The organism is Nocardioides sp. CPCC 206347, assembly GCF_048654605.1.
GTDB lineage: Bacteria > Actinomycetota > Actinomycetes > Propionibacteriales > Nocardioidaceae > Nocardioides.
Window position 1 is genome coordinate 870,550 of record NZ_JBMCYZ010000002.1, and the last position, 22,295, is coordinate 892,844.

The 22,295-nt window shown below is 70.9% G+C and carries 18 protein-coding genes; 16 read left to right on the top strand and 2 right to left on the bottom strand.

The features are described 5' to 3' along the window. Positions 1–56: 56 nt before the first annotated feature. The 6 genes from ACOACQ_RS10600 to ACOACQ_RS10625 all read left to right on the top strand — a co-directional run bounded on the left by ACOACQ_RS10600 (position 57) and on the right by ACOACQ_RS10625 (position 6,493). Complete coding sequence (locus ACOACQ_RS10600) at positions 57–479, top strand: TadE/TadG family type IV pilus assembly protein (RefSeq protein WP_420288254.1); 423 nt, start codon at positions 57–59, stop codon at positions 477–479. 1 nt (position 480) lies between these two features. Then, complete coding sequence (locus ACOACQ_RS10605; protein ID WP_420288255.1) at positions 481–2,253, top strand: hypothetical protein; 1,773 nt, start codon at positions 481–483, stop codon at positions 2,251–2,253. A 126-nt stretch (positions 2,254–2,379) separates the two neighbouring features. Continuing rightward, positions 2,380–2,748, top strand: a complete 369-nt coding sequence (locus ACOACQ_RS10610) for a YraN family protein (RefSeq protein WP_378606245.1) — start codon at positions 2,380–2,382, stop codon at positions 2,746–2,748. Beyond that, positions 2,748–4,373, top strand: coding sequence for a YifB family Mg chelatase-like AAA ATPase (locus tag ACOACQ_RS10615; protein ID WP_420288256.1), 1,626 nt, complete (start codon positions 2,748–2,750; stop codon positions 4,371–4,373). Before ACOACQ_RS10610 ends, ACOACQ_RS10615 begins: the two co-directional genes overlap by 1 nt. Beyond that, positions 4,370–5,503 carry a DNA-processing protein DprA gene (gene dprA / locus ACOACQ_RS10620; RefSeq protein WP_378606250.1) on the top strand — a complete coding sequence of 378 codons (1,134 nt, stop codon included), beginning with the start codon at positions 4,370–4,372 and terminating at the stop codon, positions 5,501–5,503. Before ACOACQ_RS10615 ends, dprA begins: the two co-directional genes overlap by 4 nt. A 48-nt stretch (positions 5,504–5,551) precedes the next feature. Further along, the gene (locus tag ACOACQ_RS10625) at positions 5,552–6,493 is read left to right on the top strand and encodes a tyrosine recombinase XerC (RefSeq protein ID WP_378606253.1); all 942 of its coding nucleotides are present in this window, start codon (positions 5,552–5,554) and stop codon (positions 6,491–6,493) included. On the opposite strand, the gene ACOACQ_RS10630 is transcribed toward ACOACQ_RS10625, so the two are convergent. Further along, a complete protein-coding gene (locus ACOACQ_RS10630) occupies positions 6,441–7,016 on the bottom strand; it encodes a M23 family metallopeptidase (RefSeq protein ID WP_420288257.1) in 576 nt (191 codons plus the stop codon). The genes ACOACQ_RS10625 and ACOACQ_RS10630 overlap by 53 nt on opposite strands. 246 nt (positions 7,017–7,262) lie before the next feature. Here ACOACQ_RS10630 and ACOACQ_RS10635 point away from each other — a divergent pair, with 246 nt between their 5' ends. Next, positions 7,263–10,202, top strand: a complete 2,940-nt coding sequence (locus tag ACOACQ_RS10635) for a BTAD domain-containing putative transcriptional regulator (protein WP_378606259.1) — start codon at positions 7,263–7,265, stop codon at positions 10,200–10,202. Positions 10,203–10,221: 19 nt separating this feature from the next. On the opposite strand, the gene ACOACQ_RS10640 is transcribed toward ACOACQ_RS10635, so the two are convergent. Next, entirely contained in the window at positions 10,222–11,481 is a 1,260-nt protein-coding gene (locus tag ACOACQ_RS10640) for a hypothetical protein (protein WP_378606262.1), read from the bottom strand. 174 nt (positions 11,482–11,655) lie between these two features. On the opposite strand from ACOACQ_RS10640, the gene ACOACQ_RS10645 reads away from it, so the two are divergent. The 9 genes from ACOACQ_RS10645 to ACOACQ_RS10685 all read left to right on the top strand — a co-directional run bounded on the left by ACOACQ_RS10645 (position 11,656) and on the right by ACOACQ_RS10685 (position 22,292). Beyond that, the gene (locus ACOACQ_RS10645) at positions 11,656–12,288 is read left to right on the top strand and encodes a LuxR C-terminal-related transcriptional regulator (RefSeq protein WP_420288258.1); all 633 of its coding nucleotides are present in this window, start codon (positions 11,656–11,658) and stop codon (positions 12,286–12,288) included. Between the two features lie 105 nt (positions 12,289–12,393). After that, positions 12,394–15,768: a hypothetical protein gene (locus ACOACQ_RS10650; protein WP_420288259.1), complete on the top strand. Its 3,375-nt coding sequence runs from the start codon at positions 12,394–12,396 to the stop codon at positions 15,766–15,768. A 3-nt stretch (positions 15,769–15,771) separates the two neighbouring features. Then, complete coding sequence (locus tag ACOACQ_RS10655; RefSeq protein ID WP_378606274.1) at positions 15,772–16,635, top strand: DUF4255 domain-containing protein; 864 nt, start codon at positions 15,772–15,774, stop codon at positions 16,633–16,635. Next, positions 16,635–18,683: an ATP-binding protein gene (locus ACOACQ_RS10660; RefSeq protein WP_378606277.1), complete on the top strand. Its 2,049-nt coding sequence runs from the start codon at positions 16,635–16,637 to the stop codon at positions 18,681–18,683. The genes ACOACQ_RS10655 and ACOACQ_RS10660 overlap by 1 nt, the downstream gene beginning before the upstream one ends. A gap of 109 nt (positions 18,684–18,792) precedes the next feature. Then, positions 18,793–19,548 carry a DUF4157 domain-containing protein gene (locus ACOACQ_RS10665; RefSeq protein ID WP_378606280.1) on the top strand — a complete coding sequence of 252 codons (756 nt, stop codon included), beginning with the start codon at positions 18,793–18,795 and terminating at the stop codon, positions 19,546–19,548. 126 nt (positions 19,549–19,674) lie between these two features. After that, positions 19,675–21,231, top strand: a complete 1,557-nt coding sequence (locus ACOACQ_RS10670) for a phage tail sheath family protein (RefSeq protein WP_378606283.1) — start codon at positions 19,675–19,677, stop codon at positions 21,229–21,231. Between the two features lie 13 nt (positions 21,232–21,244). Beyond that, positions 21,245–21,691 carry a phage tail protein gene (locus ACOACQ_RS10675; protein WP_056714350.1) on the top strand — a complete coding sequence of 149 codons (447 nt, stop codon included), beginning with the start codon at positions 21,245–21,247 and terminating at the stop codon, positions 21,689–21,691. Beyond that, a complete protein-coding gene (locus tag ACOACQ_RS10680; RefSeq protein ID WP_420288260.1) occupies positions 21,691–22,137 on the top strand; it encodes a hypothetical protein in 447 nt (148 codons plus the stop codon). The genes ACOACQ_RS10675 and ACOACQ_RS10680 overlap by 1 nt, the downstream gene beginning before the upstream one ends. Then, positions 22,134–22,292: a DUF6760 family protein gene (locus ACOACQ_RS10685; RefSeq protein WP_182377104.1), complete on the top strand. Its 159-nt coding sequence runs from the start codon at positions 22,134–22,136 to the stop codon at positions 22,290–22,292. The genes ACOACQ_RS10680 and ACOACQ_RS10685 overlap by 4 nt, the downstream gene beginning before the upstream one ends. The last annotated feature ends 3 nt before the right edge of the window (positions 22,293–22,295 follow it).

Here is a 22,295-nt window from a genome sequence, read left to right on the forward strand (position 1 = left end):
CCATTCGGGGGGCGTCATGGGAGCGATGGCGGGGAGGCCGGCCGATGAGGCGTTTTGTGTCCTGGGGGTTCGCTCGTGCGCGCCGTGACGTGCGAGGAGCCGCGGCGGTCGAGTTCGCCCTGATCCTTCCCATCCTGCTGATCCTTGTGTTCGGCATCGTCAACTACGGCGACATGCTGAGCGTGCGCCAGTCGGTGAGCCAGGCGGCCTCGGAGGGCGCGCGTGCGGCCGCGGTCAACCCCGGCGACAACGCAGCGAAGATCGCGGCAGGTCGCAAGGCCGTCGACGCCGCTCTCGACGCCCAGGACCAGAAGTGCAGCGCCTCGGGCTGCACCGTCACCATTGCCCCTTGCGTGGGCGAGATCACGAAGAGCTGCGCGACGGTCGTCGTCGAGATCGACTACGACGGCATCATCGCGGGCTTCGGGCTCGTCCTGCCGGACACGTTGTCCTACACCGCCGTGGCCAGGGTGAGCTGAGATGGCGAACCGCCGGATGGACCAGCGCGGAGTCACCGCCGTGCTGATGGCGGTGGGGCTGACGATCGTGGTCGTCGTGTCGGCAGCGTTCGCCGTCGACCTCGGCCAGCAGCGCGTCGTGCGCCGCGACATGCAGGCCGTCGCCGACGTCGTGGCGCTCGACCTGGTGCGCCTGTTGAACGGCGGCAAGGCCTCGGCGTACGACAAGTCCGCCTTCGACACGGCCAAGAACCTCAGCGTGGCCCGCAATGACGACGCGCTCGGTGGGGCGTTGACCAGCGCTGACGTCACCTGGGACTTCGTCAAGCGGGACGGCGACACCTGGGTGGTCATCGGCAAGACGACGGACGAGATCCCGACCGCGGTCAAGGTGTCGGCGACCTCCGACACGTCGTTCGCCTTCGGCGGGGTCACGGGGGTCGCCCGTGGTGGGTCGACCCGGACCGCCGTGGCGCAGGCCGAGGAGTCCGCCTGCGTCCGCGTCGGATCGTTCATCGCCTCGCTCGACACCGCCCAGAGCGCGTTGCTCAACCCGTTGCTCGGCGGCCTGTTGAGAAGCACCGTCAACCTCGACCTCGTCAGCTACAAGGGGCTCGCCGCGGCGAATGTCTCTCTCCTCGACCTCGTCAACCTCGGTGGCCTCGGCGTCGGCACCGTTGACGAGCTGCTCGCCCTCGACAACCTCAAGGCCGGGGACCTGCTCATCGCCACGGCCAAGGTGCTGGACTCGAAGGGCAAGCTCGTCGAGGCCAACATCCTGCGCAGCATCACCGTGGGGGCCTCTACCCCCACGATCGCGATCGGCGACCTCCTCAACCTCGCGCCGGGTGACTCCGCCGCCCTGGGCGCCGGCATCAACGTGCTGGACCTGGTCACCGGCACCGCCTTCGTGGCGAACCAGGACCACGCGGTCGCGATTCCGAACCTCGGCATCTCGCTCCCGGGCGTCGCCAGTGTCACGACCTCGTTGAGCGTCATCGAGGCGCCGAAGCCCACCTGCAAGGGCGACGCAGACCCCGCCAGCACCGCGCAGATCCGGCTCAACCTCAGCGCCCACATCAACGGCCGGTCGCTGAGCGTGCCGCTCCTCAACACCTCGGTCACGGTGGCACCGATCGACCTGGCGATCTCGATCGACCTGGGCAAGGCCATCGCCCAGGTCACCAAGGTCACCTGCAACCCCACCGGCCCCGAGAGCGTGACAGTGGCGCTCTCGTCCGCCGTCGTCGGCGGCGTCAGCATCTCCGCCAACGCCGGGATCAAGGCCACGGTCGACCCCGTCGGCGGCCTGCTCACCAACGTGTTGGGGCTGCTCGGCCTCGGCAGCCTGCTCAAGCCGCCCTATCTCACGCTCGACACGTCCCTCAACATCGCCGCCGGTACGGGAATGTCGTCGACCTTCAACAAGACGGTCGTCGTGCCGGTCCCGGGCGGCTACACCACACCCGTCGGCAGTGGCACCGGGATGCTCCTGGGCGCCGTCACGGTCACCCCGGCCGTCAACACGGACCTGGTGCTGCACTACTGGGACGGCCTGCTGATCCTGGGCAGCTGGAAGGAACGGCACATCACCGATCCGTTGAACTCCGTGTTCACCGGCGTGCTGAACCCGATCATCCAGAACCTGCTCAGCGTTGTGCTGAACCCGCTGGTCGCGACGTTGCAGACGGCGCTGATCGAGCCGCTCCAGGACATCCTCGGACTCCAGTTGGGTGGCGCGGACGTGTACGCCAAGGAGACTCCGACCTGTGGTGGGCCCAAGCTGGTCGGCTGACCTCAGGTCACTCCGGTCACGCCGCTGGCCATGAATCGAGAACAACCCTGTGGATGACTCCGGTCGTCCACAGGGTTGTCTCGTCGTACTGCCGCGGAGTCGGGGTGCTCGTCGACGCTGGCCCGCATGACAACCACGGCACAGGCGAAGCAGGCGCTCGGCGCGTACGGCGAGGAGGTGGCCGCGCGGCACCTGGGTGATCTCGGGATGGCGGTCCTCGAGCGCAACTGGCGCTGCTCGGAGGGCGAGGTCGACATCGTGCTCCGCGACGGCACGACCCTGGTGGTGTGCGAGGTGAAGACCCGGACCAGCCTGGTCGCCGGCACGCCGCACGAGGCGATCACGGACGCCAAGCTGGCCCGTCTCAAGCGACTTGGTGAACGCTGGGCCGAGGAGCGCGGCATCCGCCCGGCGGGGATCCGGGTCGACCTCGTCGCCGTGATGCGGCCCCGCCGCGGCCCGGCGCAGGTCGACCACGTCACGGGGCTGTGCTGATGCCGTTCGCGACGGCGCACTGCGTCGCGCTCAACGGTGCCCTCGGTCACCTGATCGACGTGCAGGCCGACGTCTCGCCGGGCCAGGCCAACGTCATGGTCGTCGGGCGGGCCGGCGCGGCGCTCCGCGAGGGACTGGACCGGGTGCGGATGGCCATCATCAACAGCGACCTGGACTGGCCGGCGTCCAAGCGCACCACGATCCTGCTGTCGCCGGCGGACCTGCCGAAGTCGGGCACCCAGTTCGACCTCGCCATGGCGCTCACGGTGCTCGCGGCCGACGGCCAGATCGAGCACCGCGACATCGCCGGCACCGCGTTCATCGGCGAGCTGACCCTGGCCGGCGGCCTGCGCCCGGCCATCGGGGTGCTCCCGATGACCCTCGCCGTGGCGGCGCGGGGCGTACGACGCGTCTACGTTCCCGAGCCGCAGTTCGAGGAGGCCACGATGGTCCCCGATGTCGACGTGATCGGCGTGCGTTCGCTGGCCCAGGTGGTGGCCTCCGTGCGCGGTCATGAAGTGCCGGACGCGCCGCCTGTCGCTGAAGCCTCGGGCTCGCGCCTGCTCACCTGGTGTGGCGACGAACGCCTCGACGAGCTCGACCTCGCCGACCTGCGCGGGATGGCGGACGAGAAGTACGCCGCGGAGGTGGCGGCTGCCGGTGGGCACGCGCTGCTGCTGTCCGGTGCCAAGGGATGCGGGAAGACCAGCATCGCCGAGCGGATCCCGACGATCCTTCCGGACCTCACCCCGGAGGAGTCGCTGGAGCTGACGGCGCTCCACTCGCTCGCCGGCGTCCTCGAACCCGGTCAGGGCATGGTGGTGCGTCCGCCGTTCGCAGCGCCCCACCACGACGCGAGCAAGGCGAGCGTCATCGGGGGCGGCCTCGGCCGGGTGCACCCGGGCGAGATCAGCCGGGCCCATTGCGGCGTGCTGTTCCTCGACGAGTTCCCGCTGTTCAGGTCCGACGTGATCGACGCACTGCGCCAGCCGCTGGAGAGCGGCGACATCACGATCGCCCGGCGTGACGAGTCCGTCACCCTGCCGGCCGGAGGGATGCTCGTGCTGGCCAGCAATCCGTGCCCGTGTGGCAACTGGGCGGCCAACGCACGGGCCAATCGCTGCACGTGTGCACCGCCCGTCCGGCGCACTTATGAGACCCGGCTGACCGGACCGATCGCCGACCGGATCGACATCCTCCGGCACGTGCAGCCGGCCACCGCCGCGAGCCACGACCCGTTTCGGCCGGTCGAGACCTCTGCGGACGTCCGGGCCCGGGTCAGCGCCGCCCGACAGCGCCAGCAGCGGCGCTTCGCCGACTCCAGCTGGCGGCTGAACAGCCAGATCCCGAGTCCGCGGCTGAAGGACACCTGGCCGGTGGCCGAGAAGGCCCAGCAGAAGCTGGACCAGGAGACGTATCGCGGGCGACTCAGCGCCCGTGGGGCCGTGCGCGTGCTGCGGGTGGCGTGGACCGTCGCCGACCTCGCGTCGGTGCGCACCGGGCGCGACGTCGTGCCCGGCCTCGCCGAGGTCGAGACCGCGCTGCGCCTGCGCCGGGGCGAAGCGGTGGACCTGCGGGCGATCCGCGGCGGGTATGACCTCGACGTGTCGGAGCAGGCCGGATGACGACCGACGACGAGCGCCTTGCCCGCGCCACGATCAGCCTCGTCGCCGAGCCCGGAGACCTCCGCTGCCTCGGCCTGACCCGCGAGCTCGGGGGAGTGGAGTTCCTGAAGGCGTTGCACGAACATCCCGACCTCGGCTCGGTGCTCTCCGCGGTGGCCGCACGCCTCGCCGACGTACGCCCCGAGCGGGAGCTGGAGCGCGCCGAGCGGCTCGGCGTCCGCTTCGTGATTCCCGGCGACGAGGAGTGGCCCGTCCAGCTGGACGACCTCGCCCACCTCGCGCCCCTGCACGAGCGGGGCGAGGTGCCGGTCGGTCTGTGGGTGAAGGGTCCGCTCCGCCTGGACCAGCTCGAGCGGTCGGTGGCCGTGGTCGGAGCGCGCGCGTCCACGACCTACGGCGACCAGGTGGCCGGTGACATCGCTGCCGTCGTCGGAGGTGCCGGTCGGCCCGTGGTGTCCGGCGCGGCGTTCGGCATCGACTACGCCGCCCACCGCGGCGCCCTCAGCGCGGGGGCGCCCACCGTCGCCGTCCTGGCCTGCGGCCCCGACCGCGCCTATCCCGCGGCCCACCGCGAGATGCTCGCCCACCTCGCGCAGCACCACGCCGTGGTCTCGGAGTCCCCGCCGGGTGCCTCGCCGTTCCGGATCCGGTTCCTGGCCCGGAACAGGCTGATCGCGGCGTTGGCGCGGGGCACGGTGGTGGTCGAGGCGGCCGTCCGCAGCGGCGCCCTCAACACGACGAACTGGGCCGAGCGGCTGAACCGGGTGGTGATGGGAACGCCGGGCCCGCTGACGAGCGTGGCGTCCGAGGGCGTGCACCAGCTGATCCGCAGCGGTGCCGCCACGCTGGTGTCCGGTGGGGAGGAGGTGCTCGAGCTGCTCGGCGCGGCAGGGGACGACCTCGTCGTGGAGCCCCGCGGTCCGGAGCGGGAGCGGGACCGGCTGGCGATCAAGGCCCAGCAGGTCCTCGACGCCGTGCCGGTCGTCGTACCCGCCTCGACCGAGTCGATCGCACTGGTGGCGGGGCTCGGTGTCCCGGGCGTCGGCGAGGTCCTGCGCGGCCTGGCCGACGAGGGCTACGTGGAACAGCTCCCCGTCGGCTGGCGGCTCGCAGAGCGTGCCCGGTGCTGACGCGCGTGGCGCGGCCGGAGGCGGCGTACGGCGACCTACGATCGATCAGTGACCGCGACCGCCGACAGCCGCGATGCGTTGCCCGAGGGCTTCGCGCGGGTGCTGGGTGACTACGAGCGGCATCTCGTGTCCGAGCGCGACCTCGCTGCGCACACCGTGTCGGCGTACCTCGGCGACATGGTCGGGCTGCTCGACCACGCGGCGCGGCTGGGCCTGGACGACATCGCCGAGCTCGACTTGCGGACCTTGCGGAGCTGGCTCGCCAAGCAGCAGACGATGGGACTGTCCCGCACGACGCTCGCGCGCCGCGCCACGGCAGCACGGGTCTTCACGGCCTGGCTGGCCCGGACGGAGCGTGCCCCGACGGACGCGGGGTCGGCACTCGGCTCACCCAAGCCGCACCGCACCCTGCCCTCGGTGTTACGGGTCGATGAGGCGAACGAACTGATCGCCGCGGCTGCCGCGCTCGCTGACGACGGCAGCCCCATCGGCGTGCGGGACGTCGCGATGCTCGAGCTGCTCTACGCCACCGGCATGCGGGTGGGGGAGCTGTGCGGGCTCGACGTCGATGACGTGGACCGGGACCGCAACGTGGTCCGGGTCTTCGGCAAGGGACGCAAGGAGCGGACGGTTCCGTTCGGGCATCCCGCGGCTGCGGCGATCGACCGCTGGGTCAAGTCCGCCCGTGCCGACCTCGCCCGACCCGGGTCGGGTCCGGCCCTGTTCCTCGGCGCCCGCGGAGCCCGGATCGACCAGCGCGCGGTACGCACCCTGGTCCACCGGCGCCTGGCCGACGTACCGGGGGCGCCGGACCTGGGGCCGCACGGCCTCCGCCACACCGCCGCCACCCACCTGCTGGAGGGCGGTGCCGATCTCCGGTCGGTCCAGGAGGTGCTCGGCCACGCATCGCTGGCGACCACGCAGCGCTACACCCATGTCACCACCGACCGACTCCGAAGGGCCTATCAGCAAGCCCACCCACGGGCGTGAGTCCGCGGTCCTGCCACAGCGGGAGCAGGCGGACCGGACCGCCGCCGACCAGGCGCAGCGGATCAAGGTAGGTCTCGCCCCGGAGCCAGCCCCAGTGCAGGCAGGCCCGCGGGAAGCAGTGTGACCCGACCAGCTCGAGGTGGCCGACGACGTCGCCGGCAGCCACTGCGTCCCCGGGCGCGACCACCGCCGTCACGGGTTCGTACGTCGTCCTGGTGTCGCCGTGGCTGACCACCACCACTCCGCGCCCGGCAATCCGCCCCGCGAACGCCACCCGCCCGGGGAGTGCGCTGCGGACCGGTTGGGCGACCCGGCCGCCGAGGTCCACGCCCCGGTGCCCGGAGCCCCATGGATCGTCCGGTGGGTCGAAGCGCCCGATCACCTGGGGGCGGGGTTCCAGCGGCCACGACCCGACCGGATCGTCCGCAGCCCTGACGGCGCCGGGGCTGCCCAGGAGGGCAACGAGGGTGGTCGCGACGAGTACCAGGAGGCGGGCAGAGGGCTGCGGGGAACGGCGGGACATGGGGATCACCGTGCCCCGGGACCCCGGTTCGCGGGCCTTTGGGGCCAGCCGCCTGTGGACGAAATGCTGCCCGATTTGTCGTTGTGTCTGACAGATGGACATTTTTCCGCTATGCAGGGAATCGAGGGTTTTCCCTGTATCGGACCTGGAGCCCTCGCCTGAATACTTCTCGCGGGACAGCGAGGACATGCCGGTGCTGGCGTGACGCGGGTCCCGCTGTCGACGGGACGACGAAGGAGGCGGGTGATGGGGCCGGGACTGCAGGCTGAGCCGACGCCCACCGCACCTGCGACGCCTGCGACAGCCGGACCGGTCGTGATGACCAGTGCCGACCGGATCAGCCTCCCCGGCAGGACGCCGATCCGCCCCGAGCGGCCCGAGCTCACCGGTGTGCCGGACGCGCCCGGACTCGTGAGGGCCCGCCTGAACCGACATTTCGACGGCTTCCTGCAGGCCAGGATCGGTGCCGTGGTTGCGCCGGCCGGGGTCGGCAAGACGACTGCGCTGGCGCACTGGGCGCGTACCTCGCCCGCGGACATCGCCTGGTGGCGGGCCACCTCACGCGACACCGACCGGATCGCGCAGTCCATCCGCGGCCTCGCCGACGCTGTCCACCTCCTGGCACCCAGCCACCCACGAGCGACCTGCCGCGAGTCCCTCATCGATCGGCTGGCCGAGTACGACGGCACCCCGGTCCTGGTGATCGACGACTTCCACCACGTCGACCATCCCGAGGTCGCCCACCTGATCGAGGACATCCTCCAGGCGACGACCGCGCGGGTCGTGGTGGTGTCCCGCGCCGAGCTGTCCCTCAACCTCGCGCGCTCGGAGTTCCCCAGTGTCGTCGTCGGCATCGATGCGCTGCGCTTTCGGCAACCCGAGACCGACGAGCTGTTCCGCTCCGTGCACGGGGAGCCGTTGACCAACGACGACGGCTGGTTGCTGACCCGTCAGACCGACGGCCTCGCTGCGGCGCTGCACATGTTCAACCAGGCCACCCGCGGCTCGGGCGACCACGCACGCCGCCACGCGTTGCAGGACCTGTCCGGCGGCGCCACCTTCGCGATGGGGTACGTCGCCCGCGAGATCCTGTCCGGCCTCGACGCCGCGGACGTGCGGCTGCTGCGCCAGACCGCCCCACTGGAGCTGCTCACCGCCGACCGCTGTCGGGACCTCGTCGGCGTGGACTGTGGCGCCTGGCTCCAGCGCCTGGTGCGCCAGGGGCTCGTGCGGGGTGTGCCCGGCGGGTACGCCCTGGCCCGGGTGGTGCGCCACCAGCTCCTGGACGAGCTCGCTGACGAGATCGGTGCCGACGACTTCCGTGCTCGGGTGCTGGCCTGCGCGGCCCGGATGGAGGCGGACGGCCAGCCCGCGTCAGCCGTTCGCACCTATGTCGCGGCGGGCGCGTGGGATGCGGCGGCCGCCGTACTCGACGCCAACGCCCTGGCGGTGCTGTCCGACCCGGACCTGGACTGGCTCGATGCCGCGTGCGTCAAGGGTGCGTGGCGACCGATCGCACGCGCGGTGCGCGAGCTGAGGTCGGGCCGCCTGGAGGCGGCGCAGGACGAGCTCGGTCCGCGGGTGCTGCACACGTCCCCGGCCCTGGTCGCAGCAGACGAATGGATGCGCAGGGCCCTGCGGATGTGGATCGAGGGCGACCTCACGCCGGGGCGCCCCTGGTTCGAACGGCTCCGCTCCGCTGTCCACCGCCCCGACCCCCTGCGCTACTCAGGGAGAAGCCACGGACACCAGGACCTGGAGCACCGGTTGCTCCAGGCGGTGGACTGCGCCGTCGCGGGTGACCTCGTGTCGGCGCGCCGCCTGGCCGACGTACCGCCTTCGGAGCATCCCGTGGCGTTGGCGCTGTCCGCACTGACCGCCCTGTTGTCCGGGCCGGCCGGCGTCGAACGCCTCGTCGACGAAGCCGAGCGGGGCGGCGTGCCGTGGGTCAGCAGGCTCGCCGGCGGGATCGCGGACCCGGTCAGCCTCCCGCGTCGCCGCGACGAGGCCGACGCGATGGGGGACCGCTGGGGTGCGCTCGTCCTGGCCGCCCTGCACGCCGTGCTCAGCGCCCGCGCCGGCCAGCCGTCGGTCTCCGAGTTCGACGACCTCGTCCGCCGCTGCCGACTGCTCGGCGCGCCCGCGCTCGAGGCATGGGCGCGCGGTGGCCTGGCCCTCGCCGGTGCCTGGACGGGTTCGCCCGATGCTGCTCGCGAGGCCGAGCTCGCCGTCGGGTTCGCCCACACGGCCCAGGTGCCCGGGGCGCTGGCCCTGGCCTGGGGCGTGCTCGGCACGCTGCGTCGTGATCCGAACCTGCTGGCCGACGCGACCGCGGAGGCCGACCGGATCGGCTTCGACTGCCGGCCGTGGGAGTGGATGGAGAAGAGCGCCGAGCGGCGACCCGAGGTCGTCGTGGCCGATCGGGCGGCTCCCATCGAGGTCCGCTGCTTCGGCGGCTTCGAGATCCTGGTGCGGGGCGTGGCGCCCGGGTTCGACGGCGTGCGGCCGCGGGCCCGCGCCCTGCTCCGCGTCCTTGCCCTGCACGCCGGGACCTCGGTCCACCGCGAGATGCTGGTCGACGCGATGTGGCCGCAGCTCGACAGCAACGCCGGCACCCACAACCTCCATGTCTGCGTCTCGAGCCTGCGCGCCGCACTCGAGCCCGGCGTCGCCCGCGGCGCGAGCCACCTCGTCGTCCGTGACGGCGATCGCTACTCCCTCGCCCTGCCGGACGGGTCGGTGTCCGACCTCCGCGACTTCGACCTGCGCACCCGGGAGGCCGACGAGTGGCGTGCCCGCGGTGACGTCGGGCGAGCCGCCGCCGCCCTGGACCTCGCCCTGCAGACCTACACGGGTGACGTCCTTCCCGAGGACGGGCCGTCGGAGTGGGCCGTGGGCGTGCGTGACCGATACCGGGTGCGTGCGGCCCAGGCTGCCGCGCTCCTCGGTGAGCTCCGGCTCGCCGAGGGCCGTGCGGCCGAGGCCGCCGTCGCCGCCCAGCGCAGCATCGAGATCGAGCCCTGCCGGGACGCCTCCTGGCGCCTCCTGGTCAAGGCGTACGACGCCGCGCAGGATGTCGCGGCGGCCGAGCGCGCCCGGCGTTCCTATGCCTCGGTGCTCGCCTCGCTGGGCGTGGTCGAGTCGACCGCCGACCTGTTGAAGGGCGCCCGGGCCACCCAGCCCTGACGCCCTTCCCGTCTGCGGATCAGCTGGCCGGGACCGACAGCTCACCGCCGAGCAGTGCCGACGTGTCGCACCGGGTGGCCGGCGGGGCGTCGGGAGGCGTTCCCGGCGTCCGGCAGGTCACGACCAGGCGGATCTGGTCGGATGCCACGATCGGCGAGACGAAGTGGAAGTCGAGGTCGCGGAAGTTCTCCAGCGCCACGTCCATCTGCACCTCGCCGTCGACGGACAGCACCGCGCGGCCGAAGTCGCCCTGCGGGTTGCTCAGCACCACGTCGGTCAGGCGGTAGACACCCTCGTCGGTGATTGGGTAGGTCGCGGCCTCGGTCGCGTTGTCCAGCGGGTCGGCGAAGAGCCGCCGCGAGACCTCGGTGACGATCACCTTGGGGGCGGGCTTCTGGCCGGCGACCTGGTCGGCCTTGTCGGCGGACTTCTGTGCGTTGGTCGCGGCACCGTTCGCCGCCTCGGCGTTCTTCTTGGCTTCCCCGGCCGCCTTCTCGGCGTCGGCCGCGGCTTCCTCGGCTGCTTCCTTGGCCTGCGACTCGATGGTCGGCTTCAGGAGCGTGAACCACAGCGCGGCCAGCAGGCCGGCCAGCAGGAGCAGGCCGAGCAGCGCCCAGATCAGCCACTTGGGGATGACGGGCGTCTGGACGTAGGTGCCCTCGAGCTCCACCGGGGTGCTGTTCTCCGGGGTGACGTCGACGACGAAGTTGTGGGTGACGGGTTGGCCCCGCCAGATGGCGCGACGCCCCTTGACGCGGACCTTGGTGAAGCGGGCCTCGCCCGGGGGGATGATCAGCCCGACCGGGTTGACGCCGAGCAGGGCCCGGTTGCCTTCCGACGCGGCGTGGACCAGGACGTTCACCGGCACGTTGCCCCGGTTGTCGATGGCCACCTGGTGCTTGCCCCGCCGCCCCTGGGAGGTCCGCGGGACCAGCTCGGCCGTCGTGTCGAGGAACGGGAGGATCTCCAGGACCCCTTCGGGCACGACGGCGTTGTTCGGGTTGTCCCGCGGCGTGATGACGACACCGAAGCGCTGGGAGCCCACGGGCGTGCTCGCGGAGCGGGGCGGCCGGAACGTCACGGTGGCCGTCGTCGCCGTACCGGGGTAGAGCGACACCTGTGCGGGCTCGACAGTCGCCCAGCTCGCAGGTCCACCGACAACGGTGATGTCGTAGCCCTCCACGACCGTGCCGTTGTTCTTGATCTGGAGCGGGATCACTGCCTCCGACCCGGGGTCCAGCTGGACCGTCGGGGATTCAAGGCTTGCAGTAGTCGTCACGCTGGCAACGCTAGGACCTTGGGTTGGTCCGGCCACCCGTCGCAGGGGAGGACTTACGGGCAATCGGATGTGCCCGTTGAGCCACTGTTGAGTGCACAGAGAGTGCCCTCTGGTGTGCTCCTCAGGACCGCCCCTCCCAGCGGTCGCGTTCGAGCCCGACAGGAGTGCATCCGCATGATGGATCGTCACGTCAGAGTCCACGTCCACGCCATCGACCCCATTCTCAAGGCGGGCGTCGTCAGCCATCTGCGTCCGCGTCCCGAGGTGCGGATCGTCACCGAGGAGGAAGCCGGACAGGCCGCGGTCGCCGTGGTCGTCGCGGACCGGGTCGACGAGGAGTCGTTGCACCTGTTGCGCAAGCTGCGCCGCGACAGCACCGGCCCGAGCACGGTGCTCGTCGTCGGTGGTCTCGACGACACCGACCTCGTCAACGTCGTCGAGGCCGGAGTGGTCGGTGTCCTGCGCCGACCCGACGCCAGCGCCGACCGCCTGGTGAATGCGATCCTCGCGGCCGCCCGCAACGAAGGCACCGTCCCGCCGGACCTGCTCGGCCGGCTCCTCGACCAGGTCGGTGCCCTCCAGCGCGGCGTACTCGGGCCGAAGGGCATCGCCTTCAACGGCCTGGCCGCGCGCGAGATCGAGGTGCTGCGCCTGGTGGCGGACGGCTGCGACACGGGCGAGATCGCCTGCCAGCTGGCCTACTCCGAACGCACCGTCAAGAACGTGCTGCACGACATCACGTCGCGGCTCCAGCTGCGCAACCGGTCGCACGCGGTGGCCTATGCGCTGCGCCAGGGCCTCATCTGAGATTGCCCGAACAGCCGGAGGGGTCGCCCCTCCTGCTGCCCCGGCGCGCACCCACGCGTCCTTCGGGAGTACGACGATCGATCCATCGCGATGAGGAGACGACTGGTGAAGAGCAAGCGCCTCACGGCGGTGGCACTCGCATGTGCGGTGTCACCAGTAGTCGTGCTGCCCGCGCTCGTCACCGGCGCACTTCCCTCGCCCGCGGCCCGGGCCGTCGCCGCGGCGCTCCCGCCGGAGTCGCGCGTCGCGTTCACCGACGAGCGCGACCAGGTTTATTCGCGTGGCGTGACGATGAGTACCTTCCACGGTGGCCTGTCGGGCGACACCGGCACGGTGGAGTCGCTCGGACTGGTGGACGCGCCGGAGCTGGGGTACGTCGACCGCCCCGTCCACGAGGGTGAGCTGTCGAGGACGCCCGGCGAGTCCGCTCTGGCTTGGGTGAGCACGGTGGACACCCCCGAGGGCGAGGTGTACCACGAGGATTCCGACGGCGGCCTCACGCGGATCACCTGCGACAACGACGACGTGGAGACCCATCCCGTGCCGGGCACGGACGGGGACCGGGAGGTCTTCTTCGCCTCGGACGCCGACGGTGACTGGGACATTTATGCGGCCATCCGGTCAGATGACGGCGACTGCAACTGGACCATCTCGAACCTGACCCCGGATTCCCCTGGCGACGACCTCTGGCCGAGTCCGTTCGTCGTGGAGAACTTCGATGGCGGCGGCACGTACGGGATCGTCTACAGCACCGCGGAGGAAGGGGAGTTGCCCGACCTGGCGGTGATCAGCTTCCAGTTCACGGCCAGCTCCCCCCAGTGGGACGGTGACCCGGCGGCGTTCGACCCGCCCGAGGTGATCACCTTCACTCCCGGGCACGCAGAGACTCAACCGGCCGTCGCTCCGGACCTCACGGGCGCACTCACCGTGGCCTTCACCTCGGACCAGGACCGGCCCGAGGGCTCGATCCGGCTGCTCGATGTGTTCAACCCCGAGCACAACTGGAACCCCTGGACGGACGAGGAGATCCCTCCCGTGTCGAGCGAAGCGGCCTGGGTCCAGAACTTCGGGGAGATCAACCCCTACATCGCCTACACCCGCCGCGAGGAGGATCCCTACGGCGACATCGCCACCGCGCGTTATGACCCACCCGACAGCCTGGAGCCGGAACCCCACTTCTTCCGCGACAGCCCCGTCTTCACCACCCCTGGGGTCGCCGAGACCCACCCGACCTGGCTCGACGGCTTCGTCGGTGGATCCACGAGCGACACCGCCGGCGAGATCGCGTACACCGCCCGCGCCCTGCACACCTCCATCGACCCCACGGACAGCCGGGTGCTCGATGCCGACATCTCCGACGTCCGTGTCGACGGGACCGACCGCAGCACGCCTCCGCTGATCGACGAGATCATCGACGACGAGATCCGGGTGGACGAGGCCGGCCCGGACTACTCGCCCGACGGAGGTCGGATCGCCTTCAGCCGGCAGGTGGGTGTGAGCGACTCGATCATTCCGCTGGAGCGGGAGATCTGGGTGGCGAATGCGGACGGGACCGATCCCGTCTCGCTCGCCGCCATGACGGCCCATCAACCGACAGATCGCGACCGGGACCCGGTCTGGTCGCCGGACGGCACCCGCATCGCTTTCGTCCGCGAGTCGCTGCCCGCCTCCACCGCGTCGACGGCCAGCCCGAGGGTGTACGTCGTCGACCTGGTCGCGGAGAGCATCTTCGTCGTCACGCCGCGCCTCGACTTCGACGCGGTGGATCCGGAGCTGGACCACCACTCGTGGGCAGACACGGACCCCGACTGGTCGCCCGATGGCACCCAGCTGGTCCTCCGGCGGATGATCCAGCCGTGCTGCAACCCGGATCCCGGCCCGTTCCTGCACCGCCCCGGACCCGGTTGGGCAGCTGGGGGTGACCTGTTGCCGGCGCGCGGCGAGACGCTCCCCACCAACGACGACGGAATCTGGGTCGTGCCGGTGCAGACCGAGAGCGTCGGGGTCCGCGCGAGGACCTGCCCGGAGTTCTGCGACGACCTCACCGGACGCCACCCCGCCTGGGCTCCGGACGGTTCAGCCATCGTCTTCGTCAACTCGGGTGCCCTCGTCCTGGGCACGATCCAGGACAACAGCCTCAACGAGTTCACCGTCGAGACCGAGGGTCTCACTCGTCCTCCCTGGAACGGCAACACCACCGAGTCGCAGGCGACGCTGGCGTGGGCCGACGATCCGGCCTGGGCCCCGGACAGCAGCGAGATCGCCTTCAGCGCACAGCCGATGGGGCAACCCGACCAGCGGGGGATCTACCGGATCCTGCCGGACGCCACCGGCCTGGCCGTGATCACCGACGAGCGCGGTCCCGAGACCGAGCCGACGTACCAGCCGACACCTCGGGGCGACGTCGCGGTGACGGCCGCGGTGGCCGGGTCGCCGGCCAGCGTCGGCGCACCGCTGACGGCCACGTTCACGGTGACCAACCTGGGACCCCACACCGCTCTGGGCGTCGTCCTCGCCACGGCACTCTCGCCCGGCGCGACGATCATCTCCGCGACCACCGCCAGCGGTCCTCCGGTGGTCTGCGCGGCCGACGGCACGGGGTGCACGATCGGGTCCTTGCCGGTGGACGGGGTCGTCACCTATGTCGTCACGTTCAGCCATCCCGTGCCCGTCGCTGCCGGCACGGTCACGGCGACGGTGACCAGCACGTCGGTGGATCCCGTGCCCGCCAACAACACCGCCACCGCGACGTACCAGGTGATGCTCGTGGCGCCGCCACGAGCCGACCTGGCCGTCTTCCTCGGTATCGACAAGCCCACCGGGTACGTCGGCGGGAAGCGCATCGTGCTGGTCCGGGTCCGCAACCTCGGCCCCCAGATCGCGCAAGGGGCGAAGCTGATCGTCAGCTGGCCGGCCGGGGTGGTCGCCTCGTCCCCGGTGCCCGGTCCGGATCCCTTGACGCCTCCGCTCCAGCCGACGCCGGCCTGCCTGCCGGCCGGCCTGCTCTGCAGCCTCGGGAACATCGCGCCCGGCACGGATGCGCTGTACCGGGTCGTCCTCACCACGGCGACCGAGGGTGACTTCACCCTGACGGCCAAGGTCAACGCCACGACGATCGACCCGGTGCTCCCGAACAACAAGGACACGCTCGAGCTCCCGGTGCTGCAGCCCGCGATCCGGCTGGTGCCGGCCGTGGCCCGGCCCGGCCAGGTCGTCCTCGCGTACGGCGAGAACATGCCCCCCAGCACGCAGGTCGTCCTGAGCTGGGGCGTCGGCGAGGGTCTCCCGATCCACGCTGCCCCGATCACGGTCCTCGCCGACGGCACCATCAGGCGGCCTGTGCTGATCCTGCGGCGTGAGCAACTGGGAGATCGGACGATCACGGCGACGAGCACGACCGAGGAGTTCACCCCGGTCACCGGCGACATCCTGATCGTGCTGCGCTCCCTGTCCCCACCGGACCTGGTCGGACGGGGGTAGGCCGTGATCTCTCAGGTCGACGATGCGCTGCGCGAGATCGTCCGCGCCGATGCGGTCGACGGGGACATCGACGTCGTGTTCGACGCGCCGACCAAGGACTGGGCGGCCCGGCGGAACGCGCCGACGGTGAACATGTACCTCTACGACATCCGCGAGGACATGAAGCACCGCGCCGCGGGCTTCCTGGACACGCTCGACCCGGAGACCGGGCAGGTGGTCGGTCGCGTGCCGGCGCCCCGCTTCTACAAGCTCAGCTATCTGCTCACGGCCTGGACCCAGCGCCCCGAGGACGAGCACCGCGTGCTCGACTCCCTGCTCCGCGCGTTCCTGAAGTACGACGCCCTGCCGAAGCACCTGGTGGTCGGTCCGCTCGCCGAACCACGCGAGCCGGTGAAGGTCACCATCGGCCTGCCCCCGCCGGAGGACCGTGCGTTCGCCGACGTCTGGTCGGCCTTGGGCGGCGAGCTGAAGCCGTCACTCGACCTCGTGGTGGTCGCTCCGATGTGGACAGGCAGGTCCTTCGCCGCCGGGCCGCCGGTCGAGGGCGGCATCACCATCGACACGACCGACGTGGTCCACGGGGGCGAGAGCCGGCGCAAGGCCCACGAACCCCCGGGTCCGTCGAAGGAGGCCGCGGCCAGGCTCGGACTCGAGCTCGACGAGGACGGCAACGTCGTCGGTGGCGTGGCGTTCGAGGGGCGCGCGGCAGCGTTCAAGAAGGCGGGCAAGGGCTCCCTCGTCGCCAACACGCCGTCGGGTGGCGGTGGCGGTGGTGCGGGTGGCGGCGGCGGTGCCGGTGGTGCCGGCGGTGCCGGCGGGCTCATCAACCTGGGCAGTGCCCGCGCTCGAGGTCGGGGCAAGACCTGATGTCACGCCGCAGTCTGGCCCATGTCCTGGGCCGTCTCGCCGTGATCGAAGAGCGCATCCGGGCGCTCGTGGAGGCCCGTCGCGCGGTGGACCCCAACCCGGACGACCCGTTCCGGGGCCTCTACCTCGACGATGCCGCCGTCGACCGGCTGCTGGCCGGCCCGCGGCTGCTCGCCGACTGGTCGGCGCTGTCGAGCGTGGCGGAGGTCGAGTCCGCTGCCGACGAGGCCGAGGACGCGGGAGTGCCGCTGCGGCTCAGGGACCTGGCGGCGAACTTCGGCCTCGACACCATCGACATCGACCTGCTCCTGATCGGCATGGCCGCCGACGTGGATCCGCGTTTCGAGGGCCTCTTCGGCTACCTGAACGACGACGTCAGCCGACGACGGCCGTCGGTGGCCGTGGCGCTCGAGCTCGCCGGCGTGCCGCTCGGCACCCCGGAGGGGTACGCCCACCTGCTGCACGGTCCGCTCGTGACCGGAGGCCTGGTCGAGCTCGACGAACCGGGGCGGCCCTTCGGCGGGAGATCAGTCGGCGTGCCCGACCGGGTCGTGTCCCACCTGCTCGGGGGCGATGCCGTCGACGTGGCGCTGGCGCCCGTCGTGATCGAGGTGCCCGATGTCCCTTGGGGCGACCCCTCTCCGCTCGCCCGGGCGATCGAGAAGGCCGTGCCCCTCATCTACCTGCGCGAGCCCGAGACCGGCTCGGGCCGGGTGCTGGCCGCCGAGGCACTGCGGCTGACCGGACATCGTGCCATCCATCTCGACCTCACCCGACTGCTGCGCCAGCCCGATCCCGATCGCCTGGCCCGGATCGCGGCGCGGGAAGCCCGCCTGTCCGGCGCGGGCATCGTGGCCGGGCCGGTGACGGCCCTCGAGGAGCGTCCGGTCCTGGCCGCCCACCTCCTGTCCGAACCCCGCCCGTTGATCATGGTCGGTTCCCGGGTCTGGGACCCCGAATGGTCGGTCCACTCGGTGCTCCAGCTGGCCGTTCCGGACAGCACGACGTCCGAGCGTCGCGAGCTCTGGCGCTTCGCGCTCGCCGGGGCGGGTGCCGGTGCCGAGGTGCTCGCGGCCACCGACCAGTTCCGTCTCCGGCCCGAGGACGTCCTTCGTGCGGCGAAGTCCGCCCAGCTGCAGGCGTCGGTCGCGGGTGGCGCCGTCGGACCCCGTCACATCGTGCTGGGCGCGCGGGCGGAGAACGGCTCCGCGCTGGACCGGCTGGCCCGGCGGGTGGAACCCGCCGTGTCGTGGGCCGATCTCGTCGTACCCCCGACGGTGCTGACGGCCCTGCAGGAAGTCGCGTTGAGGTCCCGTCACCGCGAGAGGGTCCTCGTCGAGTGGCGGATGCGCCCCGGCGGAGGGCGCGGCATCGGTGTCGCCGCGCTGTTCGCGGGCGACTCCGGCACCGGCAAGACCATGTCCGCCGAAGTGATCGCGCACGACCTCGGGCTCGAGCTGTACGTCGTCGACCTCGCCACGGTCGTGGACAAGTACATCGGCGAGACCGAGAAGAACCTGGAACGCATCTTCACGGCAGCGGCGGGCGTCAACGCCGTGCTGCTCTTCGACGAGGCCGATGCCGTCTTCGGGAAGCGGTCGGAGGTCCAGTCGTCCCACGACCGCTACGCCAACGTGGAGAGCGCGTACCTGCTGCAGCGGATGGAGTCCTTCGACGGCCTGATCATCCTGGCCACCAACCTGCGCGCGAACATCGACGACGCGTTCACCCGGCGCCTGGACGTCGTCGTCGAGTTCCCTGTGCCCGACGAGGGCGGCCGGAAGTCGTTGTGGGACAGCTGCCTGGGCCGCACCATCCGCCGCGAGCCCGACGTCGACATCGACTTCCTGGCCAAGTCGTTCGAGCTCGCCGGCGGATCCATCCGTTCGTCCGCGGTGACCGCGGCCTACCTCGCTGCTGCGGACACCGGTGTCATCGGCATGAAGCACCTGGTGACGGCCGTGCACCGGGAGTACCGCAAGCTCGGTCGGCTCTGCCTGGAGTCTGAATTCGGCGTCTACTGGCACGTCCTCCGCGACAACGCCTGACCTGTTGCCCGAACGGGCAACAGCGTCTGCCCCGGGAGATCGTGGTCCGGTGCTTGGCGAGCGGGCGTCGGCGGAGCAACGTGGGCACCAGTCCGACCTGGAGGCAGCCATGCACCTGCACGACCACGAACACGCTGACGATCTCACGGTCGCCGAGGCCGCACGCGCCAAGGTCGAGGGCCCCGACCACCTGACCATGAAGGCCGCGATGGCCGGCCGGCAGGACGTCATGGGCCGGACCGGCGTGATCGGCCTGCAGCGCGCCGCAGGCAATGCCGCGACGGCGCAATTGATGGAGGACGAGGGGTCGTCCGTGCACGACGTCGTCTCCGGCAGCGGCCAGGAGATCGACGCTCCTGTGCGCAAGGACATGGAGTCCCGGATGGGGGAGGACTTCAGCGACGTCCGGGTCCACACCGGTGACAAGGCCGACGCGTCCGCGAAGTCCGTCAGTGCCCACGCCTACACCGTGGGCTCGAACATCGTCTTCCAGCGCGGCGCCTACGACCCGGGTTCCACGGCCGGCCAGACGATGCTCGCCCACGAGCTGACCCACGTGGTCCAGCAGCGCAACGGCCCTGTCGACGGGACACCTGTCGGCGGAGGCGTCTCGGTCAGCGACCCGTCGGACAGGTTCGAACGGGAGGCGTCCTCCAACGCGGAAGCCGTGATGGCCCGGCCCGTCCAGCGCCACGCGGAGGACGACGACGTGCAGACCGCGCATGACGCCAGCCTCGGCCCCGTGGTGCAGCGGCAGGCCGACGAGGCCGAGGAGGAGGAGACCGCCCAGACCTCCCACGACTCCAGCCTCGGCTCCGTCGTCCAGCGCCAGGAAGAGGGCGAAGAAGAGGAAATGACGTCCTGAGCCGGGCCCACTCCCGGGACCTGCCTCATCGGGCACGAGACGCTTCCTGACAGGGCGACCTAGGAGACCTGCCGGTGGTCGTCAATCAGGGCCACGCTGAGGGAAGTCGATAACTCAGGAGGCACCATGCCGAACTACCTCTCGCCCGGGGTCTACGTCGAGGAGATGCCGGCGGGGACACGGCCGATCGAGGGTGTGGGGACCTCGGTCGCCGCATTCGTTGGTCTGGCAGCCAAGGGACCGGTCAACGAGCCGACCCTTGTGTCCAACTGGTCGCAGTTCTCGGAGAACTTCGGAGATTTCGTCGAGAACTCCTACCTCGCCCATTCCGTCTACGGCTGGTTCCTCAACGGCGGAGGCAACTGCTTCGTCGTACGGATCGCGCCCAACAGCGGACGCAAGGGCGGTCCAGCAACCCCCAAGGCCATTGCGGCCCCCAAGCAGGCCGCGCTCGGCGGCTACAACGTCACCTCCATCGCCAAGGGCGTCCAGGCCGAGAAGTCGATCGAGCTCTCGGTCGAACCGGCCAGCGGCGAGAAGGCAGCCGAAGGTGAGTTCAAGCTCGTCGTGAAGGTGGACGGGAAGCCCACCGAGACCTACGACAACGTGACCACGATGGGGCAGGACAACAACGTCGCCACCAAGGTCAACCAGGCCTCGAAGGTCATCTCATTCGAGGAGATCTCCCAGGGCAGCGCGCTGACGCCGATCGCCCAGGGCAGCGTCGAGCTGACCGAGCCGAAGGCCGCGCCGGTGCCGCCGACGACCGAGAACCTCGGTGCCGGTGACTACGTCGGCGACGTCGCCCAGCGGACCGGGTTCGGCGGCCTGGAGGCCATCGACGAGGTCACCATGGTGTCGGCGCCCGACCTGGCCGCTGCGCTCCAGCAGGGGGCCATCGACCTGGACACCTTCAAGGCCGTGCAGCTGGGCATGATCGCCCATTGCGAGCTGATGGGTGACCGGGTCGCGATCCTCGACACCCCGCCGGGCCTCAACGCCCAGCAGGTGCACCAGTGGCGGGTCCACGACGCGGGCTACGACTCGAAGTTCGCGACCATGTACTGGCCGTGGGTCGAGGTCTTCGATCCTGCCGCCGGCGCCAACACCTTCGTGCCACCGTCGGGCCACATGGCCGGCATCTGGGCGCGCAGCGACAACACCCGGGGCGTGCACAAGGCGCCGGCCAACGAGGTCGTCCGCGGAGCCCTCCGGCTCGAGACGGCGATCACGAAGGCCGAGCACGACCTGCTCAACCCGGTCGGCATCAACTGCGTGCGCACGTTCCCCGGACGCGGTGTGCGGGTCTGGGGCGCGCGCACCCTCTCCAGCGAGGCGGAGTGGCGGTACCTGAACGTCCGCCGGCTCTTCAACTACCTGGAGGAGTCGATCCTGATCGGCACCCAGTGGGTGGTCTTCGAGCCGAACGACCAGGACCTGTGGGCCCGGATCCGCCGGACGATCTCCTCGTTCCTGGTCAACGAATGGCGCAAGGGTGCCTTGTTCGGCACCACTCCCGACGAGGCGTTCTTCGTCAAGTGCGACGACGAGACCAACCCGTCCGAGGGCATCGACGCCGGTCAGGTCGTCTGCCAGATCGGCATCGCTCCGGTGAAGCCGGCCGAGTTCGTCATCTTCCAGCTGTCGCAGTTCTCCGGCGGCACCAGCCTCGTAGCAGAGTAGGTAGGAACCAGAAATGGCACTTGCAGACGCCCTTGACTCCGCGCCAGCGCATTCGTTCAAGGTCACGATCGACGGAATCCAGGTCCCGAAGGTCAACCAGGTCAGCGGGCTCAAGCAGGAGGTCGACAAGATCGAGCTCAAGCAGCAGACCAGCGACGGCAAGTACGTCGTACGTCAGCTGATCGGTCGGCCCAAGCCCGGCGAGTTCACCGTCACCCGTGGTCTCACCGACTCCAAGACGGTGACCGACTGGCTCAAGTCGGTCAGCCAGGGCGACGTCGCCGGATCCCGGAAGACCGCATCGGTGGTGCTCCTCGACTACATGGGTGCTCCGATCAAGACCTACAGCTTCACGAACTGCTGGGTACGAACCGTCGAGGTCAACGAGCTCAAGGCCGGCGCCGCCGAGCAGGCAACCGAGAAGTTCACGGTCTGCTTCGACGAAGTGACGGTGACCTGATGCAGCGGGGTCCCGCGCTCGCCGACGCCTCCCCGGAGGTGTCGGCGGCCGTGCGCCCCGCGGCCCAGGAGGCACCGTTGCGCACGACGTTCGACTTCGAGCTGCCCCGTGGTTTCGTCGATGGCAACGGCGTCACCCATCGCCAGGGGACGATGCGGCTCGCGACGGCACGAGACGAGCTGCTGCCGCTGTACGACGAGAGGGTCCAGGAGAACGCCGCCTTCACCACGGTGGTCCTCCTGGGTCGGGTGATCACCCGACTCGGTGGCCTTCCCGTCGTCGACGCCAACGTCGTGGAGAACATGTTCGCCAGTGATGTGGCGTTCCTGCAGGACTTCTACCGGCGGATCAACGCCGAGGGCCACACCCGTGCGGCGGTCACCTGCCCCGAGTGCTCCCACCGGTTCGTGATCGACCTGTCGGGCGGGCGCCTGGGGGAATCGTGACGTACGGGGCGGACCGCATCTATGCGGAGGTCTCGTACGTCGCCTACCACTTCCACTGGCCACCGGACGCGATCCTCGACATGGAGCACGCCCAGCGGCTGCGGTATGTCCAGGAGATCGCCGCCATCAACAACCGGCTCAACGAGGAACGCTGAGCG

Coding starts and splice junctions, on each gene's coding strand:
- ACOACQ_RS10610 (WP_378606245.1), top strand. CDS start 2,380: ATGACAACCACGGCACAGGCGAAGCAGGCGCTCGGCGCGTACGGCGAG.
- ACOACQ_RS10660 (WP_378606277.1), top strand. CDS start 16,635: ATGTCACGCCGCAGTCTGGCCCATGTCCTGGGCCGTCTCGCCGTGATC.
- ACOACQ_RS10630 (WP_420288257.1), bottom strand. CDS start 7,016: ATGTCCCGCCGTTCCCCGCAGCCCTCTGCCCGCCTCCTGGTACTCGTC.
- ACOACQ_RS10615 (WP_420288256.1), top strand. CDS start 2,748: ATGCCGTTCGCGACGGCGCACTGCGTCGCGCTCAACGGTGCCCTCGGT.
- dprA (WP_378606250.1), top strand. CDS start 4,370: ATGACGACCGACGACGAGCGCCTTGCCCGCGCCACGATCAGCCTCGTC.
- ACOACQ_RS10670 (WP_378606283.1), top strand. CDS start 19,675: ATGCCGAACTACCTCTCGCCCGGGGTCTACGTCGAGGAGATGCCGGCG.
- ACOACQ_RS10605 (WP_420288255.1), top strand. CDS start 481: ATGGCGAACCGCCGGATGGACCAGCGCGGAGTCACCGCCGTGCTGATG.
- ACOACQ_RS10635 (WP_378606259.1), top strand. CDS start 7,263: ATGGGGCCGGGACTGCAGGCTGAGCCGACGCCCACCGCACCTGCGACG.
- ACOACQ_RS10645 (WP_420288258.1), top strand. CDS start 11,656: ATGATGGATCGTCACGTCAGAGTCCACGTCCACGCCATCGACCCCATT.
- ACOACQ_RS10675 (WP_056714350.1), top strand. CDS start 21,245: ATGGCACTTGCAGACGCCCTTGACTCCGCGCCAGCGCATTCGTTCAAG.
- ACOACQ_RS10665 (WP_378606280.1), top strand. CDS start 18,793: ATGCACCTGCACGACCACGAACACGCTGACGATCTCACGGTCGCCGAG.
- ACOACQ_RS10680 (WP_420288260.1), top strand. CDS start 21,691: ATGCAGCGGGGTCCCGCGCTCGCCGACGCCTCCCCGGAGGTGTCGGCG.